Genomic DNA, 23,864 nt, shown 5'->3' on the forward strand with positions numbered 1-23,864 from the left:
CGTTCCGCTTTCCTCGCTTTTCTTCTTCTCTCTTCCCTCGGCGCCGTCGCACAAACCGCGACACCCCAGCTGGTCCTCGTGCCGCATCACGAGCGCGCCCCGGAAACATCCCAGGCCCCCGCACTCGACCTTGCCGTGACGCGCTTCGCGGGCATGGCGTCGGGCTCGTACTACTGGCCCGAAGGCCTGCTGGCCGAGCAGCTGATCTCGGGCCTGGCCTCGCGCCCCGACCGCAAGCAGCAGGCGCTGCCTGACGGCCAACGACTGCTTTCGTCGTACCGTCGGCCCTACGACGGCGGCGAGCGCGCGGCCGTGCTGGTCGACGACCGCAGCGGTGACGTGCTGGCTGCCGCACTGGTGCATCGCAGCTGCGGCAAGGACTCGTCGTCCGCCGGCTGCCTCGACGACCAGCACGCGGTGCTCTCGGTCTTTTTGCGCCCCGGCGTCGACCGCACCAAGGCGCAACCGCTGGTCGCATGGAGCCAGCAGGTTCCCGACCGCATGCAGGGCGGCGAAGGCGTGGGCGAGAAGATCGCGACGACCGAGTACGTCACGATGGACGCCGCGCGCACCACGGCGCGTCCCATCGTGCGACCCAACAAGGCCTTCTCCGCGCAAGTGCCGCTGTACCCCAAGGCGCTGATCTACGGCACCGCGCAGGACGCGCTGAGCGACGCCAAGGCCAAGCGCGTGCTGCGCCTGCAGACCGTCGACACGCCACAGCAGGTGCTGGCGTTCTACAAGCAGCTGTCGCCGCCGCTGAAGGACATCGAGTCCAGCGACGGCTTCATCGCCGGCAGCCGCAACGGCCTGAGCTTCTCCGTCAGCACGACGGTCCCGCGCGACATGCCCGCGATCACGAACATCGAAGTGGAAATTTCCGAATGAAGAAGACATTGATTCCGGCGGCGTTCGCGTCGCTGGTGCTCGCCTGCGCGTTCGCAGCCCATGCACAAGACGCGGCCGGCCCCGTCACGACCGAACTGCCGCCGCCCACGCTGCGCTTGAGCGAGCAGACGCGCATCCGCAGCGCCGTGATCGGCCTGGTCGGCTACGCGCGCGGCAGCTACACCGAACCCGACACGCTGATCGCGCAGCAGCTGCTCGAAGGCATGCGCTCGAAGTTCGACGTCACGCGCACCGTGTGGCCCGACGGCCGCCAGGTGATCGCGTCGGTCAGCGGCGGCGGCCACGGCGAAGAGCGCGCGGCGATGCTGATCGACGCCGACGGCCGCGTGCAGGCGGTGGGGCTGGTCAACGGCCACTGCCGCGCGGCCGCCAAGCGCGACGACCCCAAGGTGTGCAACCCCTTGCCGCAGACCGTGCTGTCGGTCTTCCAGCGTGCCGGTGCCAGCCAGGCCGACGCCGCGCCGCTCGTGGCCTGGAGCAAACAGCTGCCGTCGTTCCTCGCGGCCATGGCCGACAGCGACGATCCGGCGGACGTGGCCGCCGCGCAGAAGATCGCCAGCGTCGAATACATCACCGGCCAGCCGGGCGTGCCGGGCTGGCGCGCCGAGCAGCTGCCGCCGGGCTTCCCGGCGTCGCTGCATCCGCTGCTGGTGCAGACGGCCGAGGTGAACAGCACCGCCAGCGCCGGCAAGATCGTGCTGCCCAAGGGGCTGGCCGGCCTGCCGATGCGCACGGCCTACCAGAGCGCCCAGCGCCCCGAGGCGCGGCTGCCCGACGCCGAGGTCACGCTGCGCAGCTACGAGCCGATCGCCAAGCTGGTCGACGCCTACCGCGAACTCGCCAAGGGCGCGACGCTGGACGAGGAGGGCCGCGAGGTCGTCTTCAACGGCACGGACGGTGCGGGCCGCTACAGCGTGCGCCTGCGCGACGCGAAGGAAACCGGCGTGTACATCACCGTGGCGAGCTGGAAGCGCAAGTAGCAGCCGCCAAGCGTTGCATGGCCCTTTGCGGGCCGGATGTCAATCGGAGGATTCTTGCCGCCCCCCTGCGATGACACCGAGGCGGGCGGGGCAGGGTGCTCACGAGAATCGATGCATGACCGAGGCCGTCAGAGCCCGCCGCATCCACCTCGAGGAGACAACCACCATGCACCGCTCCCGTTCTCTCGCAGGCCTCGTTCGCCTGCTGCTTCGCACCACGGTCCTGTGGGCGCTCGCGATGCTCGCGGCGCCCGCGCTGGCCGCCTACAACCAGAGCCTCACGCGCACGCTGGACGCCGGCCAGATCTACGGCAAGGTCGCGGCCAACAACACGCACGCCTTCCTGGGCATTCCCTTCGCGCAGCCGCCCGTCGGCAACCTGCGCTGGCGCGCCCCGCAGCCGCCGCAGCCGTGGAGCGGCGCGCGCGCCGCGACCACGCTGGCCGGCATGTGCGCGCAGGTCGGCAACCCCTTCGGCGAGCCTGACCCGGCCACCTTCGGCCAGCCCGTGGGCACCGAAGACTGCCTGTACCTGAACGTGTGGCGGCCGAACTCCAGCGCCGAGAACCTGCCGGTGTTCTTCTGGATCCACGGCGGCAGCAACACCAAGGGCTCGGCGCGCGAGCCGGCCTACGACGGCGCCTACCTGGCGCAGAAGGCCAACATGGTGGTGGTCACCGTGCAGTACCGCATGGGCATGCTGGGCTGGCTGAACCACCCGGCCATGAAGACCGGCAACGCGCTGGACGACTCGGGCAACTTCACCACGCTGGACCTCGTGCGCGCGCTCGACTGGGTGAAGACCAACGCGCGCGCCTTCGGCGGCAACCCGGGGCAGGTGACGGTGGCGGGCCAGTCGGCCGGCTGCATCAACACCTGGGGCCTGCTGCAGTCGCCACTGGCCGACGGCAAGTTCCACCGCGCACTGTGCATGTCGGGCGTGCCCAATGCGTACCCGCCGGTGGTGGGCACGCTGGCGGCCGACTCGCTCATCGACAACCTGCTGGTCGACACCGGCCGCGCCTCGACCACGCTGCAGGCCGCGGCGCAGCGCGTGACCATGAGCGCCGCCGACATCGCCGCCCTGCTGCGCGGTGCGAGCGCGGCGCAGATCATGAAGTTCACGCCCAGCCCCGTGGTGCCGGGCCACTTCACCGACGGCACCGTGATCCGCGCGAGCGGGTTGCCCGGCCTGCTGGCGGGCAACTACAACAAGATGCCGCTGATGATCGGCTCCACGCACGACGAGGGCTCGTACTTCGCCTTCCTGTTCGGCATGGGCCAGCCTTCGCAGCAGGAGCTGTGGAACCTGACCAACTACGCGGCGCCCGGCAGCGTCACCTTCAACCAGCTGATCAAGCCCGAGTTCCGGCCGATCTACACGCAGACGCATGAAGTGATCAGCTACGCGCTGGACAACGTGATCGACAACGTGATCCGCGTGCTGCGCCTGCAGAACGGCGACATCTACCGCTACAACTACAACTGGGACGACACGCCGCAGCCCTGGAAGGACACCTTCGGCGCATTCCACGGCATCGACGTGGCGGCGTTGTTCGGCAACTTCGTGACCGACGAGCCGAACTTCATGCGCTTTGCCTGGAGCTCCGCGAACGCCAGCAGCCGCAAGGCGCTGTCGGACAAGTTCATCGGCCACGCGGCGAGCTTTGCCCGCTACGGCGCACCGAGCCGCATGTTCGACGGCCAGACGACCTGGAACAACTGGACCAACTTCGTGTGCCTGCTGTGCAGCAAGCGCATGGTCTTCGACAACCAGCCGCGCATGTCGGCCGACGACTACCTGTTCTTCTGGCCGCGCTATTCGCTGCTGTCGCCGCAGCAGCGCGAGTTCCTGTTTCAGCAGATCGACTTCAACGCGCTGCCCGAGTCCGTCGACCCGCTGCGCAACGGCACACGCTGAGTTTCCGAAGCGATCGATCTACTGGATGATCCCGTGGCGCACGGCATAGAGCACCAGCTCCGCCGTGCTGGCCACGCCCAGCTTGTCCAGGATGTTGCTGCGGTGCGTGCTCACGGTCTTCACGCTGATGAGCATCTCGTCGCCGATGGCGGTGAGCGACAGGCCCTTGAGCATCATCAGCATGATCTGGTGCTCGCGCACCGTGAGCCGCTGGTGCGCGGGGCGGTCGTCGCGGCCTTCGAGCTGGCCGCTGACCTGCGAGGCGGCGCGCGCGCTGAGGTACTGGCCGCCGGCCGCGACGCAGCGGATCGCGCGCACCAGCTCGGCGGGCTCCGCGTCTTTCGCGATGTAGCCGCGCGCGCCGGCCTGGATGGCGACCAGCGCGTACTGTTCCTCGGCGTACATCGACAGCATGAGCACCGGCAGCGCGGGCTGCAGCGCGCGGATCGAGGCCAGCACCTCCAGGCCGTTGCGGCCTTCCATGTTGATGTCCAGCAGCACCACGTCGAAGCGGCGCTGGCGCACCAACTCGAGCGCCTCGGCGCCGTTGCCGGCCTCGGCCGTGGTGCGCAGGTCGCTCTCGTCGAGCAGCAGCCGCTGCAGGCCCGAGCGGAAGATCGTGTGGTCGTCGACCATCAGGATGTCGATCATGCCGGGCCGCTCTCCGGCTGCAGCGGCACGCTCAGCGCCAGCCGCGTGCCCGCGCCGGGCGCCGCGTGGATGTGCAGCTCGCCGCCGATCTCGCGCGCGCGTTCGCGCATGCTCAGAAGGCCCAGCGCGCTGCCTTCGGGGGCGTCGGGGTCGAAGCCGCAGCCGTCGTCGTGCAGCGCGAGCCGCAGGCGCTCGCCGTCCACGCGCAGCCGCACGTCCACGCGCTGCGCCTTCGCGTGGCGCAGGACGTTCGTCAGCCCCTCCTGGAAGATGCGGTAGACGGCGGTGGCCTGCTTGGGCGCGAGCCGCAGCGCGGGCGCGTCGGTGTCCAGCGAATGCAGCACGCCCGAGCGGCGCGTGAAGGCCTGCAGCTCGTGGGCCAGCGCCACCGACAGGTCCAGGTGGTCGAGCGCGCTGGGGCGCAGCGCCTCCGAGATCTGCTTGACCGTGTCGATGGTCTGCTGCGTGAGCGCGATCAGGCCCTGCGTGAGCGCCTGCACCTCGGGGTTGTCGGCGCGCCGCTGGATGCGCGTGGCGTCCATCTTGATCGAGGTCAGCATGCCGCCGAGCACGTCGTGCACGTCGCGCGACAGTGCCAGCCGCTGCTCCTCGAGCTTGTTGGCGGTGTAGGCCGCCAGGGCCTGCAGCTGCTCGCGCGAGCGCTGGCGTTCTTCCTCGTTGCGCACGCGGTCGGTCACGTCCACGCCCACGCCCATCACGGCCGGGCGGCCCCGGTGCTCGATGCGCGAACCGTGGACTTCGACGAAGCGCACGCGCCCGTCGCGGTGCAGGCCGCGCGTGATGAAGTGCATGCTCGGCGGATTGCCCGCCAGCCGGATGCGGATGCGCGAGCGCACGACTTCCACGAAGTCGGGTGGCACGATCTCGGCCAGCGACATGCCGGTCATTTCCTCTGCGGTGTAGCCCACGATGGCGGCCCAGGTCGCGTTGCAGTAGACGAAGCGGTCGTCCTGGATCACGTAGATGCCCGCCACCGCCTGTTCGACGATGGTGTCGAAGGGCATGTCCTGCAGGCTCTCGCGGGCGGGTGCTGTCATGGGGGCGGGCGGTGGCGCGCTGCATGATAGGTCGCGGGCCGCGCCGCACGGCCGCGCCCGAGGGTTTGCGAGCAGCAGGGTTCCCCGTAGCGCCGGCCGGAAATGTCCGATGGCCGCCGCGTGCCGTGCGCCGCCAAGATCGGGGCCCGCCTGCTTCAGGCTGCCCCACGGCCGGCGACGCCGGCAAGGACAACACCACGATGGTCTACCGCTGGCTTGCGCTTCTGGGTCTTCTCTTTCTCGGCCTGCCAGGCCGCGCCGACGAGATCGTGGTGGGGCAGTCGCTGCCGCTGAGCGGGCCGCTCGGCGAGGCCGGGCGCAACGTGAAGGACGGCATCGACGCCTACCTGGCCCGCGTGCAGCGCGAGGGCCTGCTCGGGCGCCACAAGCTGGTGTGGCGCGCGCTGGACGACGGCTACTCGGTGGAGCGCCACACGCAGAACATCCGCCAGCTGGTGGTGCAGGACAAGGTCGACGCGCTGGGCCTGTCGGCCGGCACCTCGCACATCGACGCGGCCTATCCGACGATGCGCGAGGCGGGCACGCCGCTGATCGGCGCGATGACCGGCGCCTCGGCGCTGCACGGCGCGCAGCGCGCGCTCATCTACCACCTGCGCGCAAGCTACGCCGACGAGGTGCGCCAGCTGGTCGCGCAGGCGGTGTCGGTGCGGCAGCGGCGCGCGTTCGCGGTCTGGCAGGACGACGGGCTGGGGCGCGATGCGTTTGCCGCGCTCGAGATCGCGCTGCGCGGCGCCGGCATCGAACTCGTGGGGCAGCAGGGCGTGGCGCTGGCGCAGATGGACGGCGCCGCGCTGGCCGCCAGCGTGCGCGCGGCGAAGCCCGATGCGCTCTTCGCGCTGTGCGTGACGCCATGCGGGGTGAAGCTGCTGTCGGGGCTGGCGGCGGAGAGCGGCGTGGCACGGCCGACGCCGTACATGCTCTCGATCGTCAACGGCGAGGTGCTCGCCAAGAGCGTGGGGCCGGCGGCGCGCGGCACGGTGATCTCGCAGGTCATGCCCAACCCGCGGCTGGCGACCTCGCCGCTGGTGCAGCGCTACCAGCAGGACATGCGCAGCCACATGGGCCGCGACGAGTTCAGCTACTTTTCGCTGGAAGGGTACGTGGTGGCGATGGTGACGGTGGAGGCAGCGCGCACGGCGCTGGCCGCGTCACCACGCCGTTCGATGCAGGACGCCATGAAGCTGATGCTGCGGCGTGAGATCGAGGGGATTCCGGTGTCGAGTGGCGACGATCCGGGTGTGCGTCCGCACCCCGTGACGCTTTCAATGATCGGAAATGGCGGGCGGCTCATTCATTGAGGCTGAGCCGCCCTGAAGAAGATCAGCCGATCTCGGCGATCAGCTCGATCTCGACGCAAGCGCCCATCGGGATCTGCGCCACGCCGAAGGCGCTGCGTGCATGCGCGCCCTTTTCGGGGCCGAACACTTCGGCGAAGAACTCGCTGGCGCCGTTGGTCACCAGGTGCTGTTCGGTGAAGGTGCCGACCGAGTTCACGAGGCTCATCACCTTGACGATGCGCTTGACCTTGTTGAGGTCGCCCACGGCCGCGTGCAGCGTGCCGAGCAGGTCGATGGCGATGGCGCGTGCGGCCTGCTTGCCTTCGTCGGTGCCGATGTTGGCGCCGAGCTGGCCGACCCAGACCTTGCCGTCCTTCTTGGCGATGTGGCCCGACAGGAACACGAGGTTGCCGGTCTGCACGAAGGGCACGTAGGCGGCGGCGGGTGCGGACACCGGGGGCAGGGAAATGCCGAGGCTGGAAAGCTTGTCGTAAACGCTCATGGAGACTCCTGATCTGGGGATGATGATGACGATGACGGGGGTGATTGTGTCTGTGTTTGCGCCGCCGACGCCGGCAGCTGCACCACTTCCCCCACGGGTTGCACGGTCACGCCGACATGCAGCGTGTGGCGCGCGCCGCCATGCAGCACGCCGCGCATCGGCGAGACGTCGGAGTAGTCGCGCCCGATGGCGAGCGTGACGTAGTCCTCGCCGGGCTGGCGGCCGTTGGTGGGGTCGAAGTCGGCCCAGCCACCCACGCTCTCGGGGCCTTCGCCCTCGCCGGGCAAATACACCGACACCCACGCATGCGAGGCGTCGGCGCCCACCAGGCGCGGCTGGCCTGGCGGCGGTTGCGTGAGCAGGTAGCCGCTCACGTAGCGCGCCGGCAGGCCCATGGCGCGAAAGCACGCGACGAGGATGTGGGCGAAGTCCTGGCACACGCCCTTGCGCTGCGCCAGGGCCTCGACGGCGGGGGTGTTGATCTCGGTGCTGTCGGCGTCGTAGGCGAAGTCGCGGTACATGCGCTCGGTGAGGTCCATCGCCACGTCGAAGGTGGGACGCTCGGGCACGAAGCTGGCGCGCGCGTAGGCGACGAAGTCGTCGTGACGCGGCACGTACGGCGAGGGAAACACGAACTCCGAAGCGGGGTCGAAGGGCGCGTCCTTGCGAAAGCGGAAGCGCTCGCGCACGGCCTCCCAGGGCAGCTCGCGCGCCACGGCGGGAGAGAGCACGGGCTCTGAGGTTTTCACGACGCTTTCGGCCGTGACGATGAGGTGGTCGTGCGTGGACTCGAGCGCGAAGAAGGCGCGCGTGTTGCCGTACAGGTCGGGCACCTCGTTGCGCTGCGCGGGCGCGGGGTCGATCGTGAGCTGGTGGCTCACGAGCTCCTGCGAGGCGGTGGCCAGCGGGCGCAGGTGCGCCAGGTGCTGCGCCGTCTCGACCGCCGGCGCGTACGCGTAGCGCGTTTCGTGGGTGACGTGCAGCAGCATCGCGCGGCTCGCTGTTTACTTGGACTCGGCGCCGAAGTGCGAGGCGTAGATCTTGGCGTAGGTGCCATCGGCCTTGATGTCGGCCAGGCCCTTGTCGATCTTCGCCAGCAGTTCGGCGTTGCCCTTCTTCACGGCGATGCCGTACTGCTCGGTCGAGAAGCCGGCATCGCTCACGGTCTTGAAGCCGCCGCCCGGGTTGTTGGCCAGGTAGTGCGCCACCACGCCGTTGTCGGCCACCACGGCCTGCACGCCGCCGGCTTCGAGTTCCTTGAGCGCCAGCGGCGTCGACTCGAAGCGCTTGATGTCGGTGCTCGACTTGCCCAGCAGCTTGCCCACCACCTCGTCGCCGGTGGTGCCGTTCTGCACGCCGACCTTGAGCTTCTTGATGTCGTCGAACTTCGCGACCGTCGAATCGCTCTTCACGGCGATGAGCTGGCGGGCCTCGAAGTAGGGCTGCGAGAAGTCCATCGTCTGGCGGCGCTCGGGCGTGATGGTGATGGCCGACACCAGCAGGTCGCGGTCGCCCAGCTCGAGCGTGTTGAAGATGCCTTCCCACGGCGTGTTGACGAACTTCACCTCGATGCCCGCCTTCTGCGCGACGGCCTTCACCACGTCGATGTCGAAGCCCACGACCTCGCCCTTTTCGTTCTGCGATTCGAAGGGCGTGTAGGCCGCGTCGGTGCCCACGACCAGCACGCGCGGCGCGGCGGCGGGCGGCGGTGCCGAAGCGGCCGCGGGCGCGGCGGGTTCCTGCTTGCCGCAGCCGGCGAGCGCGAGGCCGACCAGGAGGCTGGCGGCGGTCAGTGTGAGACGGCGGTTGAGGGCGATGCCGGACATGGAAATGCCTCCTTCGAAATATCGTTGTGTAGGTATGGAATCAGGCGCCGACGGAGCGCAGCGATTCGGATGTGAGCGTGAAGTAGCGCGTGCCGATGGCGTCCGACACGTGGTACGCCGCCGTCTCGCAGGTGGCGAGCAGTTCGACCAGCGCGGGGTAGTCGGCGCCGGGGCCGGCCGCGCACAGGTGTTCGAGCGTCCAGGTGGCCGGGTCGGGCAGCTCGTACGACAAGGCCGTGAGCTTGCCCGGCGCGCTGCCCGCGAGCCGCGCGATGCGCCCGCGCAGCGTCTGCGTAACCCAGGCCAGCGAACGCGGGTTCTCGGCGTCGAGCACCAGCAGGTCGACCAGCGTGGCGACGTCGCGGCGCTGCTGGTAGCGCGCATGGAAGGTGATGGTGCTGTCGAACAGCGCCACCATCGCCTCGAAGCCGCTCACCTCGTGCACGGCGCCGTTGGCGAAGCCGGCCTCGAGTGCGCTCGACAAGAAGCCCAGCCGTTCGATGTGGCGGCCGATCGACAGCAGCCGCCAGGCGTCATCGCGCGTCATGCGGTCGGTCTGCGCGCCGGTCATGGCGGCCAGCGCGGTGCTGGCGGATTCGAGCGCGCGCAGGGCGGCGCTGGCGGCAAAGCTGCCTTCGCCGGCCTGCTCGGCCGCGCGCCGCAAAAAGTCGCTTTCGGCGCGCACGATCTGGTTCCAGTTGTCCTGCGAGAGCCGCTCGCGCACGGCCGCCGCGGCCTGCCGGATGCTGCGCAGGCTGTAGCCGACGCTGCCACCGTGGTCGACGTCGCCCAGCTCGGCGATGAGTGCGCGTTCGAACACGCGGCGTGACTGCGGCGCGCTCGGCGCTTCGGCCGGCACGAGCGCATTTCGTACCGCCATGCGGTGCAGCCATTCGAGCAGCGGGCGCGAGGACTGGTCTTCGCTGCCCAGCAGGTTGAGCGTGAGGCGCGCCAGCCGCACCGCGTTCTCGGCGCGCTCGGTGTAGCGGCCGAGCCAGAACATGTTCTCGGCCGCGCGACTGGTGACCGGCGCGCGGTGCCGCGCGAGCGAGGCCGGCGTGGCGTGCGGTTGCAGCAGCGTGGTGCGGTCGACCTCGCCGTGCGTCTGCACCCAGACGTCGGCACTGCTGCCGCCGCGCTGCATCGAGGCGATCTGTGCGTCGGGGCCCGCCAGGCGCGCCAGGCCGCCGGGCAGCACGCGCCACGACTGCGGGCCGTCGCTCACCGCGAACACGCGCAGCATCAGCGCGCGTGGTGCGATGTGGCCGGGGCCGAGGTCGCTGGCCCAGGTCGGCATCTGCGACAGCGGCAGGTAGCCCTGCACCGTGTGGACGTCGCCCTCGCGCACGATGCGGCCCGCCCATTCGTCGATTTCGCGGCGGCCGAGCTGGCTGCCGAACACGGCGTCGAAGCTGGAGCGTCCCTGGAAGCCGGGGTAGGTCGGCTTGATGGCGCTTTCGCCGAGCTGCGGCAGCACCGCCTCGAGCGCGGCGCGTTCGCCGCACCACCAGGTCGGCAGCGCCGGCAGCTTGAGTTTTTCACCGATGAGCCGCAGCGCCAGCCCGGGCAGGAAGCCCAGCAGCGCCGGCGACTCGAGGAAGGCCGAGCCCGGCATGTTGGCCACCAGCAGGTTGCCCGCGCGGATCGCCTGCAGCAGGCCGGGCACGCCGAGCGTGGAGTCGGGGCGCAGCTCCAGCGGGTCGAGAAACTGGTCGTCGAGCCGCTTGATGAGGCCGTGCACCGGGCGCAGGCCCTGCAGCGTCTTGAGGTACAGGCGCTGGTCGCGCACGGTGAGGTCGCTGCCTTCGACCAGCGTCAGGCCGAGGTAGCGCGCCAGGTAGGCGTGCTCGAAGTAGGTTTCGTTGTACGGGCCCGGCGTGAGCAGTGCGATGTGCGGCGGCGAGCCCGACGGGCACATGCGCTGCAGGCCTTCCATCATGGCGCTGTAGGTGGCGGCCAGCCGCTGCACCTGCAGCGCCTCGAAGGCCTGCGGAAACTGCCGCGTGATCGCGAGCCGGTTCTCCAGCAGGTAGCCCAGGCCCGAAGGCGCCTGCGTGCGCTGCGAGACCACCCACCAGTTGCCGTCGGGGCCGCGTGCGAGGTCGAAGGCGGCGATGTGCAGCCAGGTGTCGCCCGCCGGCTTCACGCCGTGCAGCGCGCGCAGGTAGCCGGGGTGGCCGCGCACCAGCGCCGGCGGCAGCAGGCCTTCGGCCAGCAGCTGTTGCGGTCCGTAGGCGTCGGCCATCACGCGGTCGAGCACGCGCACGCGCTGCTGCACGCCGGCCTCGATCTGGGCCCAGCTCTCGGGCGAGACGATCAGCGGGAACAGGTCGAGCGACCACGGCCGTTGCGGGCCGTTGGCGTCGGCGTACACGTTGTAGGTGACGCCGTTGTCGCGGATCTGCCGCTCCAGGCTGACCGCGCGCCGCGGCAGGTCGTTGATGCCGCCGGGGCCGAGCTGTTCGAAGAAGGCGTTCCAGGCGGGGGTGAGCGGGGGCTGGTCGCTGGACGGGGAGGACTCCTGTCCTTGCGACTGCGACTGGGAGGACGAGGGGGACTGTGACTGGGATTGCGATTGCGTCGGAGCCGGTCGCTCCTCGGCGGCGTCGTACAGCAGCGGGGCCGCGGCAGGCGCCGGGGCCGCGCCCGACCCCGGCCGCGAAGGCGCCGTGGGCGTCGCCTGTCCCCGCAATTCGTCGAAATGCCCAGGCAGGGCCGCCGGCGCGAGCGAAGACGCCAGCGCCGCCGGATGCTCCGGGGCCTGGGCGTCGAACAGGGATTCGTTCAGGGGTTCCACAGGGGGGAGATTGTCACATCACCGTCACCGGGGCCCGCCAAGCGAAGCGATCCGGCAAAATGCCGAACGCTTCCTGGCCGATTTCATGCGCAGCGCCCGGCCGAAGAGTGGGCGGCTTTTGAGGTCACGGATTGTGACCTCAAACAACGGCCACTGGACCCCGAAGGCGTGCGGCAAGCAATAAGCGCCCCGCACGAACAGAGCCCACCTCGAGCCTCAGCGCCGCAGGTCCAGCGTGAACGGAAACTCCCGGCTGCCCGGCAGCTCGATGGTGGCCGGCGGCGTGCGCAGCAAGCCCGGGGTGTGGCCGGTGCGCGTGAAGCGCGAGTGGCGACGGCTTTCGGCCTCGTAGGCGTTGACGGGGAAGGTGTCGTAGTTGCGCCCGCCCGGGTGGGCGACGAAGTACTGGCAGCCGCCCAGCGAGCGCTTCATCCAGGTGTCGACGAGGTCGAAGGTCAGCGGTGCGTGGGCCGGGATGCTCGGATGCAGCGCCGAGGGCGGGTTCCACGCCTTGTAGCGCACGCCCGCGACGAACTCGCCGGTGACGCCCGTGGGCTGCAGCGGCAGCACCTTGCCGTTGACGGTGACGACGTGGCGGCTTTCGTTCAGGCCGGTCACGCGCACCTCGATGCGCTCCAGCGATGAGTCGACATAGCGCACCGTGCCGCCGGCCGAGCCTTCTTCGCCCATCACGTGCCAGGGTTCGAGCGCGTTGCGCAGCGACAGCTCCACGCCCATCGACTGCATCTGGCCCACGAGCGGGAAGCGGAACTCGAAGTGCGGCGCGAACCAGTCGGCATCGAAGGCAAAGCCGGCCTGGCGCATCTCGCTGATGACGTCGTCGAAGTCCATCTTGACGAAGGTCGGCAGCAGGAAGCGGTCGTGCAGCTCGGTGCCCCAGCGGGTGACGGGCGCCTGGTAGGGCGCGTCCCAGAAGCGGGCGACCAGCGCGCGGATCAGCAGCTGCTGCGCGATGCTCATGCGCGCATGCGGCGGCATTTCAAACGCGCGCAGTTCCAGCAGGCCCAGGCGGCCGGTGCTGGAGTCGGGCGAGTAGAGCTTGTCGATGCAGAACTCGCTGCGGTGCGTGTTGCCCGACACGTCGATCAGGATGTTGCGCAGCGTGCGGTCGACCAGCCACGCGGGCATGTTCTGGCCGTAGATCTCGCGGTTCTTGGCGATCTCCTTCAGGGCAATTTCGAGTTCGTAGACCTGGTCGTTGCGCGCCTCGTCCACGCGCGGCGCCTGGCTGGTCGGGCCGATGAACATGCCCGAGAACAGGTAGCTCAGCGAGGGGTGGTTGTGCCAGTACAGCAGCAGGCTGGCCAGCAGCTCGGGCTGGCGCAGGAAGGGGCTGTCGGCGGGCGTGGCACCGCCCATCACGAAGTGGTTGCCGCCGCCGGTGCCGGTGTGGCGGCCGTCGGTCATGAACTTCTCGGCCGACAGGCGCGTCTCGAACGCGGCGTTGTAGAGGAACTCGGTGTGGTCGACGAGTTCCTTCCAGTTGTGGGCCGGGTGGATGTTGACCTCGATCACGCCCGGGTCGGGCGTCACGGCCAGCATCTTCAGGCGCGGATCGCGTGGCGGCGGATAGCCTTCCATCACGATGCGCACGCCGAGCTGCTGCGCGGTGGCTTCGACGGCGGCGACGAGGTCGAGGTAGTCCTCCAGGCGCGCCAGCGGCGGCATGAAGACGTAGAGCACGCCCGAGGCGCTGCCTTTCTTCTCGGCCGCCGGGCCGTTGGCGCGGCGCGGGTCGCGCACCTCGACGCACAGCGCGGTGCGCGTGACCCAGTGGGCCGATTCGCCGCGCAGCGGCTGGCGCGTGGCGGGCGTGGCGGCATCAGCGGCGGCTGCCGCATCGCCCTTCGCCGCATCGCCGGGGCTTTGCATGCGCAGCGACGCGGCCACCACGGGCGGCGTGCCGAAGGTGTAGGGCACCTCGCCCAGGTCGGCGCCAGCGACCGGAGCGGCATAGCGCGCGCGGTAGTCGGATGCGCTGGGCAACGCGGCGCGCGGCGCGGTCGGGTCGCGCTCGATGAGGTAGGGGTAGTCGCCCTTGCTGGCCCACGGCTGCGAGTCGAGCGGCAGGCGGTAGCCCATGGGCGAATCGCCCGGGATCAGGAACAGGCGGTCGTCGCGCAGGAACCAGGGGCCGGTCTTCCAGCCGGGGCCGGCGAGCGCGGGCGCGTCGCTGTTGGCGTTGCCGGGCTCGATGGGCAGCATGTAGCCGATCACCGCGTCGAGCTTCTGCGTGAACACGCGGCGCAGGCGCACGCGTTCGAGTTCGTCGTCGAGCTTGGAGTCGAAGGGGTCGACATTCACCGGCAGGCGGCGTTCGCGCCACAGGTAGTAGTAGGTGTCCTCGTAGCCGGCCTGGATGTAGCGCTCGGTGAGACCCAGCTTGTGCGCCAGCACGGTGGTGAAGCGGCGCGCGTCCTCGCTCGTGTAGTGCGTGGGAAAGCGCTCGTCGGCGAACAGCTCGGGGTCGTGCCACAGCGTCTGGCCGTCGGCGCGCCAGAAGATCGACAGCGCCCAGCGCGGCAGCTGCTCGCCCGGGTACCACTTGCCCTGGCCGAAATGCAGGAAGCCGCCCTGGCCGTACTCGGCGCGCAGCTTGTGCACGAGCTCGGTGGCGTAGCCGCGCTTGGTGGGGCCGAGCGCGTCGGTGTTCCATTCGGGCGCGTCGCGGTCGCTGGTGGCCACGTAGGTGGGCTCGCCGCCCATCGTCAGGCGCACGTCGCCGGCCACGAGGCGCGCATCGACCGCGTCGCCGAGCGCGAGCACCTCGGCCCATTGTTCTTCGGTGTAGGGCTTGGTGACGCGCGGCGATTCGTAGATGCGCGTGACCTTCATCTCGTGGCTGAACTCGACCTCGGACTCGTCGACGCCGCCTTCGATGGGCGCGGCGCTCGACGGCGTGGGCGTGCAGGCCAGCGGGATGTGGCCTTCGCCGGCCAGCAGGCCCGAGGTGGCGTCCAGGCCGATCCATCCGGCGCCCGGCAGGAACACCTCGCACCAGGCGTGCAGGTCGGTGAAGTCGACCGTGGTGCCGCTGGGGCCGTCGAGCGCCTTCACGTCGGGCGTGAGCTGGATCAGGTAGCCCGACACGAAGCGCGCGGCCAGGCCGCAGTGGCGCAGCAACTGCACCAGCAGCCAGCCCGAGTCGCGGCACGAGCCGCTGCCGTTGCTCAGCGTTTCTTCCGGCGTCTGCACGCCGGGCTCCATGCGGATGAGGTAGCTGACGTCCTTCTGCACCTGTTGGTTGATGCCGACCAGGAAGTCGATGGTGCGCTGCTCCTTGCGCTCGATTTTGTCGAGGTAGGCCTGCAGCAGCGGCGTGGGCTTCTCGGTGACGAGGTAGGGCGCCAGCTCCTCGGCCTGCGAGGCCGTGTACTTGAACGGGAAGTTCTCGGCCTGCGGCTCGAGGAAGAAGTCGAAGGGGTTGTAGACCGCCATCTCGACCACGAGGTCGACCGTGACCTTGAACTCGCGCGTCTTCTCGGGGAACACGAGCCGCGCCTGGTAGTTGGCGAACGGGTCCTGCATCCAGTTGACGAAGTGCTCGGCCGGTTCGACCCGCAGCGAGTACGAGATCACATTGCTGCGGCAATGGGGCGCGGGGCGCAGTCGCACGACTTGCGGGCCCAACTGCACCAGGCGGTCGTATGTGTAGTGGGTGACGTGGTGGAGTGCGGCGTGGATGGACATGCGTAGGGGCGTGCAGTGCAGCGAGGTTGCATCGAAAAGATGTCTCTGGTGAGACGCATACTAGCCCAGTTGCCAAGCAATTAACGCGCCATCGAGCGTGGGTTGGGGGAGGGTTTGCATCATGGATTCCGGGGTGTGGGGAGGGCAGTCGCGGCGTGCGTCCGAGGCTGTCGCGGGTGGGTCGGGGGCCTTCGTTGCGCTGGGCGGCACGCTGCTCGGCGCGGCGGTGCAACTGCGCCAGCCGCTGCTGTGGGCGGCAGGTGTCTACGTCGCGTTGCTGCTCGTGGGGCTCGGCGGCGGATGGCTGTTGTGGCGGTGGCGTGGGCCTCGGCTGCTCGTGCTGATGCTGTCGCTGGCCTGCGGCGCGATGGCTGGCGCGGGGCTCGCCGGATGGCGCGCCACGGCCTATGCGCAGGGGGCGCTGAACCCGTCACTTGAAGGGCGCGACCTGCGGCTCACGGGCGTGGTCTCGCAGATGCCGCAGCCCGGCGAGATCGGAACGCGCTTCCGTTTCGATGTGGAGACGGCGCAGTGGGCCGAGGCCTCGCGCGATGAGGCCCGGCCGACGGTGCCGCCGCGCATCGCACTCGCCTGGTACGGCGACTACGGCGGGATGTGGGAGCAGCCCGCCGAACGTCGCGCGTCCGTCGCACGCACCGTGGGCGAGGTGCACGCCGGCCAGCGCTGGCAACTGACCGTGCGCCTGCGCGCGCCGCACGGCAACCTCAACCCGCATGGCTTCGACAGCGAACTGTGGGCGTGGGAGCAGGGCGTGCACGCGCAGGGCCACGTGCGGGCCGGGGCGCGCGACCCCGCGCCGCGCCTGCTGGGCACGACGTGGCGGTACCCGATCGAGCGGGCGCGCGAAGCCGTGCGCGATGCGGTTTTCGCGCGCGTGGACGACCGGCGTCAGGCCGGCGTGATCGCCGCGCTCGTCACCGGCGACCAGGGCGCCATCGACCGCGCCGACTGGGACGTGTTCTGCGCCACCGGCGTGGCGCACCTGATGTCGATCTCGGGCCTGCACATCACCTTGTTCGCGTGGTTCGCGGCGCATGTGGTCGGCGCGCTCTGGCGGCGCAGCAGCCGGCTCATGCTGCGGCTGCCCGCGCAACAGGCCGCGCTCGCTGGCGGCGTGCTGCTGGCCGCGCTCTACGCGCTCTTCAGTGGCTGGGGCGTGCCCTCGCAGCGCACGGTCTGGATGCTCGCGGCCGTGGCGCTGCTGCGCCTGACCGGTCGGCGTTGGCCGTGGCCGCATGTCTGGCTGCTGACGGCGGCGGTCGTGGTGGCCGCCGACCCGTGGGCGCTGCTGCAGGCGGGCTTCTGGCTCAGCTTCGTCGCCGTGGCGGTGCTGTTCGCCTCCGCCACGGCCGTGCCGGGCGAGGGCAGGGTGGGCGCGCTCACGCGCCTGGGGCGCTTCTTTCGTGAGCAATGGACGATCACGCTGGCGCTCACGCCGCTGAGCCTGCTGCTGTTCCAGCAGGTGTCGGCGGTCGGGCTGGTGGCCAATGCGCTCGCGATCCCGTGGGTGACGCTGGTGATCACGCCGCTGGCGATGCTCGGCGTGGCGGTGCCGCCGCTGTGGGACGTGGCCGCTGGGGCGGTGAAGCTGTTCGCGCTGTTGCTGCAGGCGCTCGCTGGCCTGCCGTTCGCCACGCTGTCGATGGCCGCGCCGCCGCCATGGCTGGCCGCAAGCGGCGTGGCGGGCGGCGTGCTGCTGGCGATGCGCCTGCCGTGGTCGGTGCGCGCGCTCGGCCTGCCGCTGTTGCTGCCAGTGCTTTTGTGGCAGCCAGTGCGGCCTGCGGTGGGCGAATTCGACCTGCTCGCCGCCGACATCGGGCAGGGCAACGCGGTGCTCGTGCGCACCGCCACGCACAGCCTGCTGTACGACGCCGGCCCGCGCTACGGGCTCGACAGCGACGCGGGCCACCGCGTGCTCGTGCCGCTGTTGCGCGCACGCGGCGAACGGCTCGACCTGCTGTTGCTGAGCCACCGCGACATCGATCACACCGGCGGCGCGCCCGCGGTGCTCGCCATGCAGCCGCAGGCGGCGCTGCTGAGTTCCATCGAGGCCGGGCATCCGCTGCAGGCGCTGCGCCCCGCGCGCCGCTGCGAGGCCGGGCAGCGCTGGACCTGGGACGGCGTCGACTTCGAGGTGCTGTTTCCCTATGACAGCGACTATCTCGGCTTCACGCGGCCCAACGCCGTGTCGTGCGTGCTGCGCATCGGCAACGGCCGCGCCACGGCGCTGCTGGCCGGCGACATCGAGCGTCTGCAGGAGGCCGCGCTGGTGTCGCGCACGCCCGGGCTGTCGGCCGACGTGCTGCTGGTGCCGCACCATGGCAGCAAGACCTCGTCGAGCGAGCTTTTCCTGGATGCCGTGCGCCCGCGCATTGCGCTCGTGCAGGCCGGCTACCGCAGCCGCTTCGGCCACCCCGCGCCCGAGGTGGTGGCGCGCTATGTCGAACGCGGCGTGCGGGTGATCGACAGTCCCCGCTGCGGCGCCGCCCAATGGGCGAGCCCGGCGCCGGCCGAGGTGAAGTGTGAACGCGCGCACGACCTGCGCTACTGGCGCCACCGCATGCCATGACGGTCCGAAACGCGAAATGCCCTCGCATCGGGCCCAAACCTAGGGCTTCTACTGGCCTCGAACTTGCTAAGCTATGGCTCAAGGAGATTGGTCGTTCCATGCACAAATTCGACGAGATGTATGAGCAGCTCCCCTATGCGGGCGCTGCAATCCGACAGCACTACAAGCGCTACGACCAATGGCTTGCGAAGCAACCCGGTGAGGTGATGCGATCGCGGCGTGAAGAGGCGGAAATGATTTTCCGCCGGGTCGGCATCACCTTCGCGGTGTACGGCGCCAAGGACGAGGACGGCTCCGGCACCGAGCGGCTGATCCCGTTCGACCTGCTGCCCCGGATCATTCCCTCCCACGAGTGGGAGAGCATGGAAAAGGGTCTGGTGCAGCGTGTCACGGCGCTCAACCGCTTCCTGTACGACGTGTACCACGACCAGGAAATCATCAAGGCCGGCATCATCCCGGCCGAGCAGATCCTGAACAACGCCCAGTTCCGTCCCGAGATGATGGGCGTGAACGTGCCGCACAACGTCTACTCGAACATCTCGGGCATCGACATCGTGCGCGCCCCTGATGCCCAGGGCAATGGCGAGTACTACGTGCTCGAAGACAACCTGCGCGTGCCCAGCGGCGTGAGCTACATGCTCGAGAACCGCAAGATGATGATGCGGCTGTTCCCGGAGCTGTTCAACCAGAACCGCATCGCGCCGGTCGCCCACTACCCCGACCTGCTGCTCGAAACCCTGCGCGCCAGCGCGCCGCCGGCCACGGCCGAGCCCACGGTGGTGGTGCTCACGCCCGGCATGTACAACAGCGCCTACTTCGAGCACGCCTTCCTGGCCCAGCAGATGGGCGTGGAGCTGGTCGAGGGACAAGACCTGTTCGTCAAGGACGACTTCGTCTACATGCGCACCACGCGCGGCCCGGTGCGGGTCGACGTGATCTACCGCCGCGTCGACGACGACTTCCTCGACCCCGAGGTGTTCCGCCCGACCTCCACCCTCGGCTGCGCGGGCCTCATGCGCGCCTACCGCCAGGGCAACGTCGTGATCTGCAACGCCGTGGGCACCGGCGTGGCCGACGACAAGTCGATCTACCCGTACGTGCCGAAGATGATCGAGTTCTACCTCGGCGAGAAGCCGATCCTGAAGAACGTGCCGACCTACATGTGCCGCAACAAGGACGAGCTGCAGTACACGCTCGACAACATGAAGGACCTGGTCGTCAAGGAGGTGCACGGCGCCGGCGGCTACGGCATGCTCATCGGCCCGGCCGCCACGCAGGCCGAGATCGAGGACTTCAAGAAGGCTGTCATCGCCAAGCCCGACGGCTACATCGCCCAGCCCACGCTGAGCCTGTCGACCTCGCCGACCTTCGTCGACGCCGGCATCGCGCCGCGCCACATCGACCTGCGTCCCTTCGTGCTCTCGGGCAGCGAGGTGCAGATGGTGCCCGGCGGCCTCACGCGCGTGGCACTGAAAGAAGGGTCGCTGGTGGTCAACTCGTCGCAGGGCGGCGGCACCAAGGACACCTGGATTCTCGAAGCGGACCGCACGGCCAAGCCGAAGGCGGCCACGCAGTCGCAAAGCCAATCGCAGTAGGAGCACCCACGATGCTGTCCCGCACCGCAGACCACCTCTACTGGATGTCGCGCTACACCGAGCGCGCCGAGAACACGGCGCGCATGCTCGACGTCAACTACCAGACCTCGCTGCTGCCGCAGTCGGCCGAGGTCGCCAAGTACGGCTGGCAGGGCGTGCTCTCGATCAGCGAATTGCTGCCCTGGTACAGCAAGAAGTACGACCAGATCACGCCCAACGAAGTCATGGAGTTCATGGTCAAGGACGAGAGCAATCCGTCGTCGATCGTCTCCTGCCTGAAGGCCGCCCGCGAGAATGCGCGTGCCGTGCGCGGCGCGCTCACCACCGAGGCCTGGGAAACGCAGAACACCACCTGGCTCGAAGTGAACCGCATGCTGCGCGCCGGCGACTTCGAGCGCGACCCGGGGCAGTTCTTCGAGTGGGTCAAGTTCCGCTCGCACCTGTCGCGCGGCGTCACGCTGGGCACCATGCTCCAGGATGAGGCGTTCTACTTCTCGCGCCTGGGCACCTTTTTGGAGCGTGCCGACAACACGGCGCGCCTGGTCGACGTGAAGTTCCACGCGCTCAACAGCGAATTCTTCGGCGCCGCCACCGAGGAAGACCAGGAGTACGACTTCTACCACTGGAGCGCGATCCTGCGCAGCGTCTCGGCCTTCGAGGTCTACCGCAAGGTGTACCGCGACGTGATCAAGCCCGAGCGCGTGGCCGAGCTGCTCATTCTTCGCGCCGACATGCCGCGCTCGCTGCACGCCAGCCTGGTCGAGGTGGTCAACAACCTCGCGAAGGTGCAGAACGAGCAGAGCGCCGAAACGCAACGCCGCGCCGGCAAGCTGCTGGCCGACCTGCAGTACGCGCGCGTCGACGAGATCCTGGCGACGGGCCTGCACGCCTACCTCACGCAGTTCCTCGACCGGGTGAACGAGCTGGGCGGGCGGATCAGTCAGGACTTCCTGGTGCCGGCGCACTGACGGTGCATTGAATCGACGTCCTGCGGGCCCAGGCCGGCCCCGGGACCTCGCACCCCCGGCGGTAGCATTCGAGTTCGATCTCGATCCAAGTTGCTGACCGCAGGGAGTTCTCATGAAGAAATCAATGCTTGCCCGTGATGGCAAGTGGAAGGCCGCCGCCTTGGCGGCTGTCGCGTTGCTCGCCGGCTGCGACCAGGCCGCCTCACCGAAAGAACAAGCCTCCGCGCAGGCATCGACGGCCGTCGTGCTCGATGCCGCCACGGGATTGCGCTGGCTGCGCTGCGCGCTGGGGCAGACCTGGCAGGGCGGTCGTTGCGTCGGCGAGGCCGAAGCCCTGAGCTTGATGGACGCGCAGGAGCGCGTGCAGGCGCTCAACGCCAAGGGCCATGAAGGCATCTCGCAATGGCGGCTGCCGACCATCGTGGAGCTGGCGGCGCTGCGGCGTTGCGACCATGGCCTGGTCGACGAGACCTTCACGCTCGAACTGAGCCCCGAACGGGAGCCCGTCACCGTGCCCCGGTGGTGCGCCCGCGAAACCTCCGTTCCCACCATCGACAGCGCACGCTTTCCCGACACACCGCTGCGCAAGTTCTGGTCGGGCTCGGGCAGCGAGGCCGCGCAGCACTTCTATGCCGTGGATTTCAGCAATGCATGGATCGGCCAGAACGAGGCGGCCGAGGCCACCCACGCCGTGCGGCCGGTGGCCGATCGCTGACCTCCCGCTACTTCGAGAACGACTCCACCACCACCGGAATCTCCGGCGCCTGCCACCGGTAGCTGTCGCCCAGCACATTGCGCTCGGCCTTCTGCCCGCTCCAGCGGATGCCCAGCAGATCCATCAGGCTCCAGCCGGCCCAGTCCGCGCGAAAGGGCTGCTGCGTGGCGGCGCCGGTGGGCAGCGGTTCGCGGTTGCGCCAGACGACGGCCGGGATGCGGTAGCCCGAGGCGGTCGCGGGGCTGTGGCCTGCACGGTCGCTGCCGTGGCCGACTTCCTGGCCGTGGTCCGACAGGTACATCCAGGCGCGGTAGTCGTCCGGCTTGCCGGTGCTGCGGGTCTGCTGCAGCAGCTCCGACACCACGAAGTCGTGGTACAGCAGGGCGGCGTCGTACTCCTGGCGGAAGTGGCGCACCCAGGCCGAGCGGCCGTCCTTCACGAGGCCGTTCTCGACCGCGTCGACGCTGTCGTCGAAGGGATTGGCGTTCTCGGGAAAGCGCAGGCTGTAGTGCGGGTGCGCACCCATCAGGTGGACCACGATGAGCTTGCGCTCGGTGCTGGTGTCGGCAAAGGCCTCCTGCACGCAGTCGAGGATCTCGCCGTCGAGCGAGGCGCTGGCGCGGCCCGGCGTGCGGTTCACCATGTCGACGACGTCGGCGTAGCGCGCGTGCTGCTGCTCGATGGCCAGGTCGTCGTGGTTGCTGATCCACCAGACCTTGTAGCCGGCGGCGCGCGCCAGGGCCAGCAGGTGGGGCGGGCTGTCGCCATTCCCGTTGTTTCCGTCGTTTCCATTCGCGGGCTGGCCGAAATGGAACATGTTGCGCAGCGCGGGCAGGGTGCTCGCGTCCACCGACCACGCGTTGCGCAGCACGGCCATGCGGTCGCCTTCCTGCGCCTTGTGCGCCTGCAGGCGCGGCGTGGTCGGGCGGCCGTAGCCGTACAGGCCCATGTTGTCGCGGTTGATGCTGTCGGTGATGACGAGCACGACGGTGGACGGTCCCTCGCGCGTGATCACCGGGGCGATCTGCCGGGCCTGGGCCATCTGCGCATCGCGGGTCTTTTCCTGGTCGGCCCAGGCGGCGCGCTGGTCGTGCAGCGACTGCGACCACTGGGTCCAGAAGACGACCGGGTGCAGCCGGCGCCAGGGTTTGCTCACGTAGGCCACGCAGGCGACGAGCAGGATGAGGAGCAGCAGCGAGCGCGCCCAGAACGGCCGCCGCGCACGCGGCGCCGTGGCACCGCGCCGCGCGAACAGGCCCGCCAGCAGGCCCGCCGTCACGAGTGCGGCCGACCAGACGACGGCGGAGCGCCAGTGCATGCGCAGGTACTCGGCGCTTTCGCGTGCGTTGGTGTTGGCCGCCGCGCCCAGCACCATGGCGCTGTCGGGCGCGGCCTGGTAGGTGTCGAGCAGGTAGGCGCGGATCACGGCGTCCAGGCCGAAGCCCATGACCCAGAGCCACACGAGCGCCGTGCGCCAGCGCCGCAGGCGTGCGCTGTGCAGCGGCCACAGCAGCCAGAGCACGGGCGGCGCGGCGAGCACCGCGAGCTGGGCGATGCGGCGGCCGTCGTGGCCCAGGGCGATCAGTGCCAGCAGCGTGGCGCCGACCACGCCGCAGGCCAGCAGGGCGCTGGAGGGAGGACGCGGGGCGTCGATGGCGGGATGTGTCAAGCGCGGCGCGGGGAGTCGAGGGCGGCCGAATTCTGCCCCGCACCCTGCGCCCACGCGTCCAGTGTCCCGACCCTCGCGGGGTCTTTGGGGCGCGGCTCAGGGATATCCCCGCGGAACTTATCGGCGCTCAGCGTCCCAGAGGGGGCTTCGACCGGCATTTGCCGGACCTCCCGTGTCTTCTCGAAAGGAACCCTCGCCCCATGGCTCGATTCAGCCGCCGACTGCCCGCGCTCCTGCTCGCATTCTTCTTCTCGTGGATGCTGCTGCCGTCCGCCTTTGCCGCGCAGCCGCAGATGGTCAGTGTCGCGGTCAAGACCCTGAACATGCGCACCGCCCCCAGCCAGCGCGCCGAGGCGCACTGGACGGTGAGCCGGGGCTATCCGCTGCGCGTGATCGGCCGCAAGGGCGACTGGCTGCGGGTCACCGACTTCGAGAACGACAAGGCCTGGGTCTTCCGTTCGATGACGAGCAAGACGCCGCACCACGTCGTGAAGGCGAAGACTGCGCAGTTGCGCCGCGCACCCGGCGCGCGCAGCCCGGTCGTGAAGAAGGCCGTGTACGGCGACGTGCTGCGCACCCTCGAGCGCCGCGGCGACTGGGTGAAGGTGCGCCACGAAGGCGGCGCCACCGGCTGGGTGCTGAAGCGCTCCCTCTGGGGCTGGTGAAACCGAGGG

Annotated in this window: 17 protein-coding genes; 9 read left to right on the top strand and 8 right to left on the bottom strand. The window is 69.8% G+C overall.

The features are described from left to right. Positions 1-135 precede the first annotated feature (135 nt). The 3 genes from AC07OX_RS24710 to AC07OX_RS24720 all read left to right on the top strand — a co-directional run bounded on the left by AC07OX_RS24710 (position 136) and on the right by AC07OX_RS24720 (position 3,810). Positions 136-888 (top strand): hypothetical protein, encoded by a 753-nt coding sequence (locus tag AC07OX_RS24710; protein ID WP_495262259.1) that lies wholly within the window; start codon positions 136-138, stop codon positions 886-888. Then, positions 885-1,889 (top strand): hypothetical protein, encoded by a 1,005-nt coding sequence (locus AC07OX_RS24715; RefSeq protein WP_495262258.1) that lies wholly within the window; start codon positions 885-887, stop codon positions 1,887-1,889. The genes AC07OX_RS24710 and AC07OX_RS24715 overlap by 4 nt, the downstream gene beginning before the upstream one ends. 166 nt (positions 1,890-2,055) lie before the next feature. Beyond that, positions 2,056-3,810 (top strand): carboxylesterase/lipase family protein, encoded by a 1,755-nt coding sequence (locus AC07OX_RS24720; protein ID WP_495262257.1) that lies wholly within the window; start codon positions 2,056-2,058, stop codon positions 3,808-3,810. Between the two features lie 18 nt (positions 3,811-3,828). Here the strand turns inward: AC07OX_RS24720 and AC07OX_RS24725 are convergent, their stop codons facing one another. Both AC07OX_RS24725 and AC07OX_RS24730 read right to left on the bottom strand, forming a co-directional pair. Then, positions 3,829-4,461 (bottom strand): response regulator, encoded by a 633-nt coding sequence (locus AC07OX_RS24725; protein WP_095744783.1) that lies wholly within the window; start codon positions 4,459-4,461, stop codon positions 3,829-3,831. Continuing rightward, positions 4,458-5,519, bottom strand: coding sequence for a sensor histidine kinase (locus AC07OX_RS24730; RefSeq protein WP_495262256.1), 1,062 nt, complete (start codon positions 5,517-5,519; stop codon positions 4,458-4,460). The genes AC07OX_RS24725 and AC07OX_RS24730 overlap by 4 nt, the downstream gene beginning before the upstream one ends. 125 nt (positions 5,520-5,644) lie before the next feature. On the opposite strand from AC07OX_RS24730, the gene AC07OX_RS24735 reads away from it, so the two are divergent. Continuing rightward, complete coding sequence (locus AC07OX_RS24735) at positions 5,645-6,838, top strand: ABC transporter substrate-binding protein (protein ID WP_495263255.1); 1,194 nt, start codon at positions 5,645-5,647, stop codon at positions 6,836-6,838. A 22-nt stretch (positions 6,839-6,860) separates the two neighbouring features. Here AC07OX_RS24735 and AC07OX_RS24740 read toward each other — a convergent pair whose 3' ends face one another. The 5 genes from AC07OX_RS24740 to AC07OX_RS24760 all read right to left on the bottom strand — a co-directional run bounded on the left by AC07OX_RS24740 (position 6,861) and on the right by AC07OX_RS24760 (position 15,653). After that, positions 6,861-7,319 (bottom strand): RidA family protein, encoded by a 459-nt coding sequence (locus AC07OX_RS24740; RefSeq protein ID WP_062476784.1) that lies wholly within the window; start codon positions 7,317-7,319, stop codon positions 6,861-6,863. Then, entirely contained in the window at positions 7,316-8,308 is a 993-nt protein-coding gene (locus AC07OX_RS24745) for a transglutaminase family protein (RefSeq protein ID WP_495262254.1), read from the bottom strand. The genes AC07OX_RS24740 and AC07OX_RS24745 overlap by 4 nt, the downstream gene beginning before the upstream one ends. A gap of 15 nt (positions 8,309-8,323) precedes the next feature. After that, a complete protein-coding gene (locus tag AC07OX_RS24750) occupies positions 8,324-9,145 on the bottom strand; it encodes a basic amino acid ABC transporter substrate-binding protein (protein WP_062476778.1) in 822 nt (273 codons plus the stop codon). Positions 9,146-9,185: 40 nt separating this feature from the next. Next, positions 9,186-11,942 (bottom strand): circularly permuted type 2 ATP-grasp protein, encoded by a 2,757-nt coding sequence (locus AC07OX_RS24755; protein WP_495262253.1) that lies wholly within the window; start codon positions 11,940-11,942, stop codon positions 9,186-9,188. A gap of 216 nt (positions 11,943-12,158) precedes the next feature. Next, complete coding sequence (locus tag AC07OX_RS24760) at positions 12,159-15,653, bottom strand: transglutaminase family protein (protein WP_495262252.1); 3,495 nt, start codon at positions 15,651-15,653, stop codon at positions 12,159-12,161. A 121-nt stretch (positions 15,654-15,774) separates the two neighbouring features. Here AC07OX_RS24760 and AC07OX_RS24765 point away from each other — a divergent pair, with 121 nt between their 5' ends. The 4 genes from AC07OX_RS24765 (at position 15,775) to AC07OX_RS24780 (ending at position 21,521) form a co-directional block, all read left to right on the top strand. Next, complete coding sequence (locus tag AC07OX_RS24765; protein WP_495262251.1) at positions 15,775-18,243, top strand: DNA internalization-related competence protein ComEC/Rec2; 2,469 nt, start codon at positions 15,775-15,777, stop codon at positions 18,241-18,243. Positions 18,244-18,341: 98 nt separating this feature from the next. Further along, positions 18,342-19,838 (top strand): circularly permuted type 2 ATP-grasp protein, encoded by a 1,497-nt coding sequence (locus AC07OX_RS24770; protein WP_307694106.1) that lies wholly within the window; start codon positions 18,342-18,344, stop codon positions 19,836-19,838. Positions 19,839-19,849: 11 nt separating this feature from the next. After that, positions 19,850-20,806, top strand: a complete 957-nt coding sequence (locus AC07OX_RS24775; RefSeq protein WP_062476763.1) for an alpha-E domain-containing protein — start codon at positions 19,850-19,852, stop codon at positions 20,804-20,806. A gap of 124 nt (positions 20,807-20,930) precedes the next feature. Further along, positions 20,931-21,521 carry an Lcl C-terminal domain-containing protein gene (locus AC07OX_RS24780; RefSeq protein ID WP_495262250.1) on the top strand — a complete coding sequence of 197 codons (591 nt, stop codon included), beginning with the start codon at positions 20,931-20,933 and terminating at the stop codon, positions 21,519-21,521. A gap of 7 nt (positions 21,522-21,528) precedes the next feature. Here the strand turns inward: AC07OX_RS24780 and AC07OX_RS24785 are convergent, their stop codons facing one another. Continuing rightward, positions 21,529-23,190 (bottom strand): sulfatase-like hydrolase/transferase, encoded by a 1,662-nt coding sequence (locus AC07OX_RS24785; RefSeq protein ID WP_495262249.1) that lies wholly within the window; start codon positions 23,188-23,190, stop codon positions 21,529-21,531. A gap of 200 nt (positions 23,191-23,390) precedes the next feature. Between AC07OX_RS24785 and AC07OX_RS24790 the strand changes: the two genes are divergently transcribed. Continuing rightward, a complete protein-coding gene (locus AC07OX_RS24790) occupies positions 23,391-23,855 on the top strand; it encodes an SH3 domain-containing protein (RefSeq protein ID WP_095947351.1) in 465 nt (154 codons plus the stop codon). Positions 23,856-23,864 lie beyond the last annotated feature (9 nt).

The sequence above is a fragment of the Variovorax sp. GW821-FHT09D07 genome, assembly GCF_059416345.1.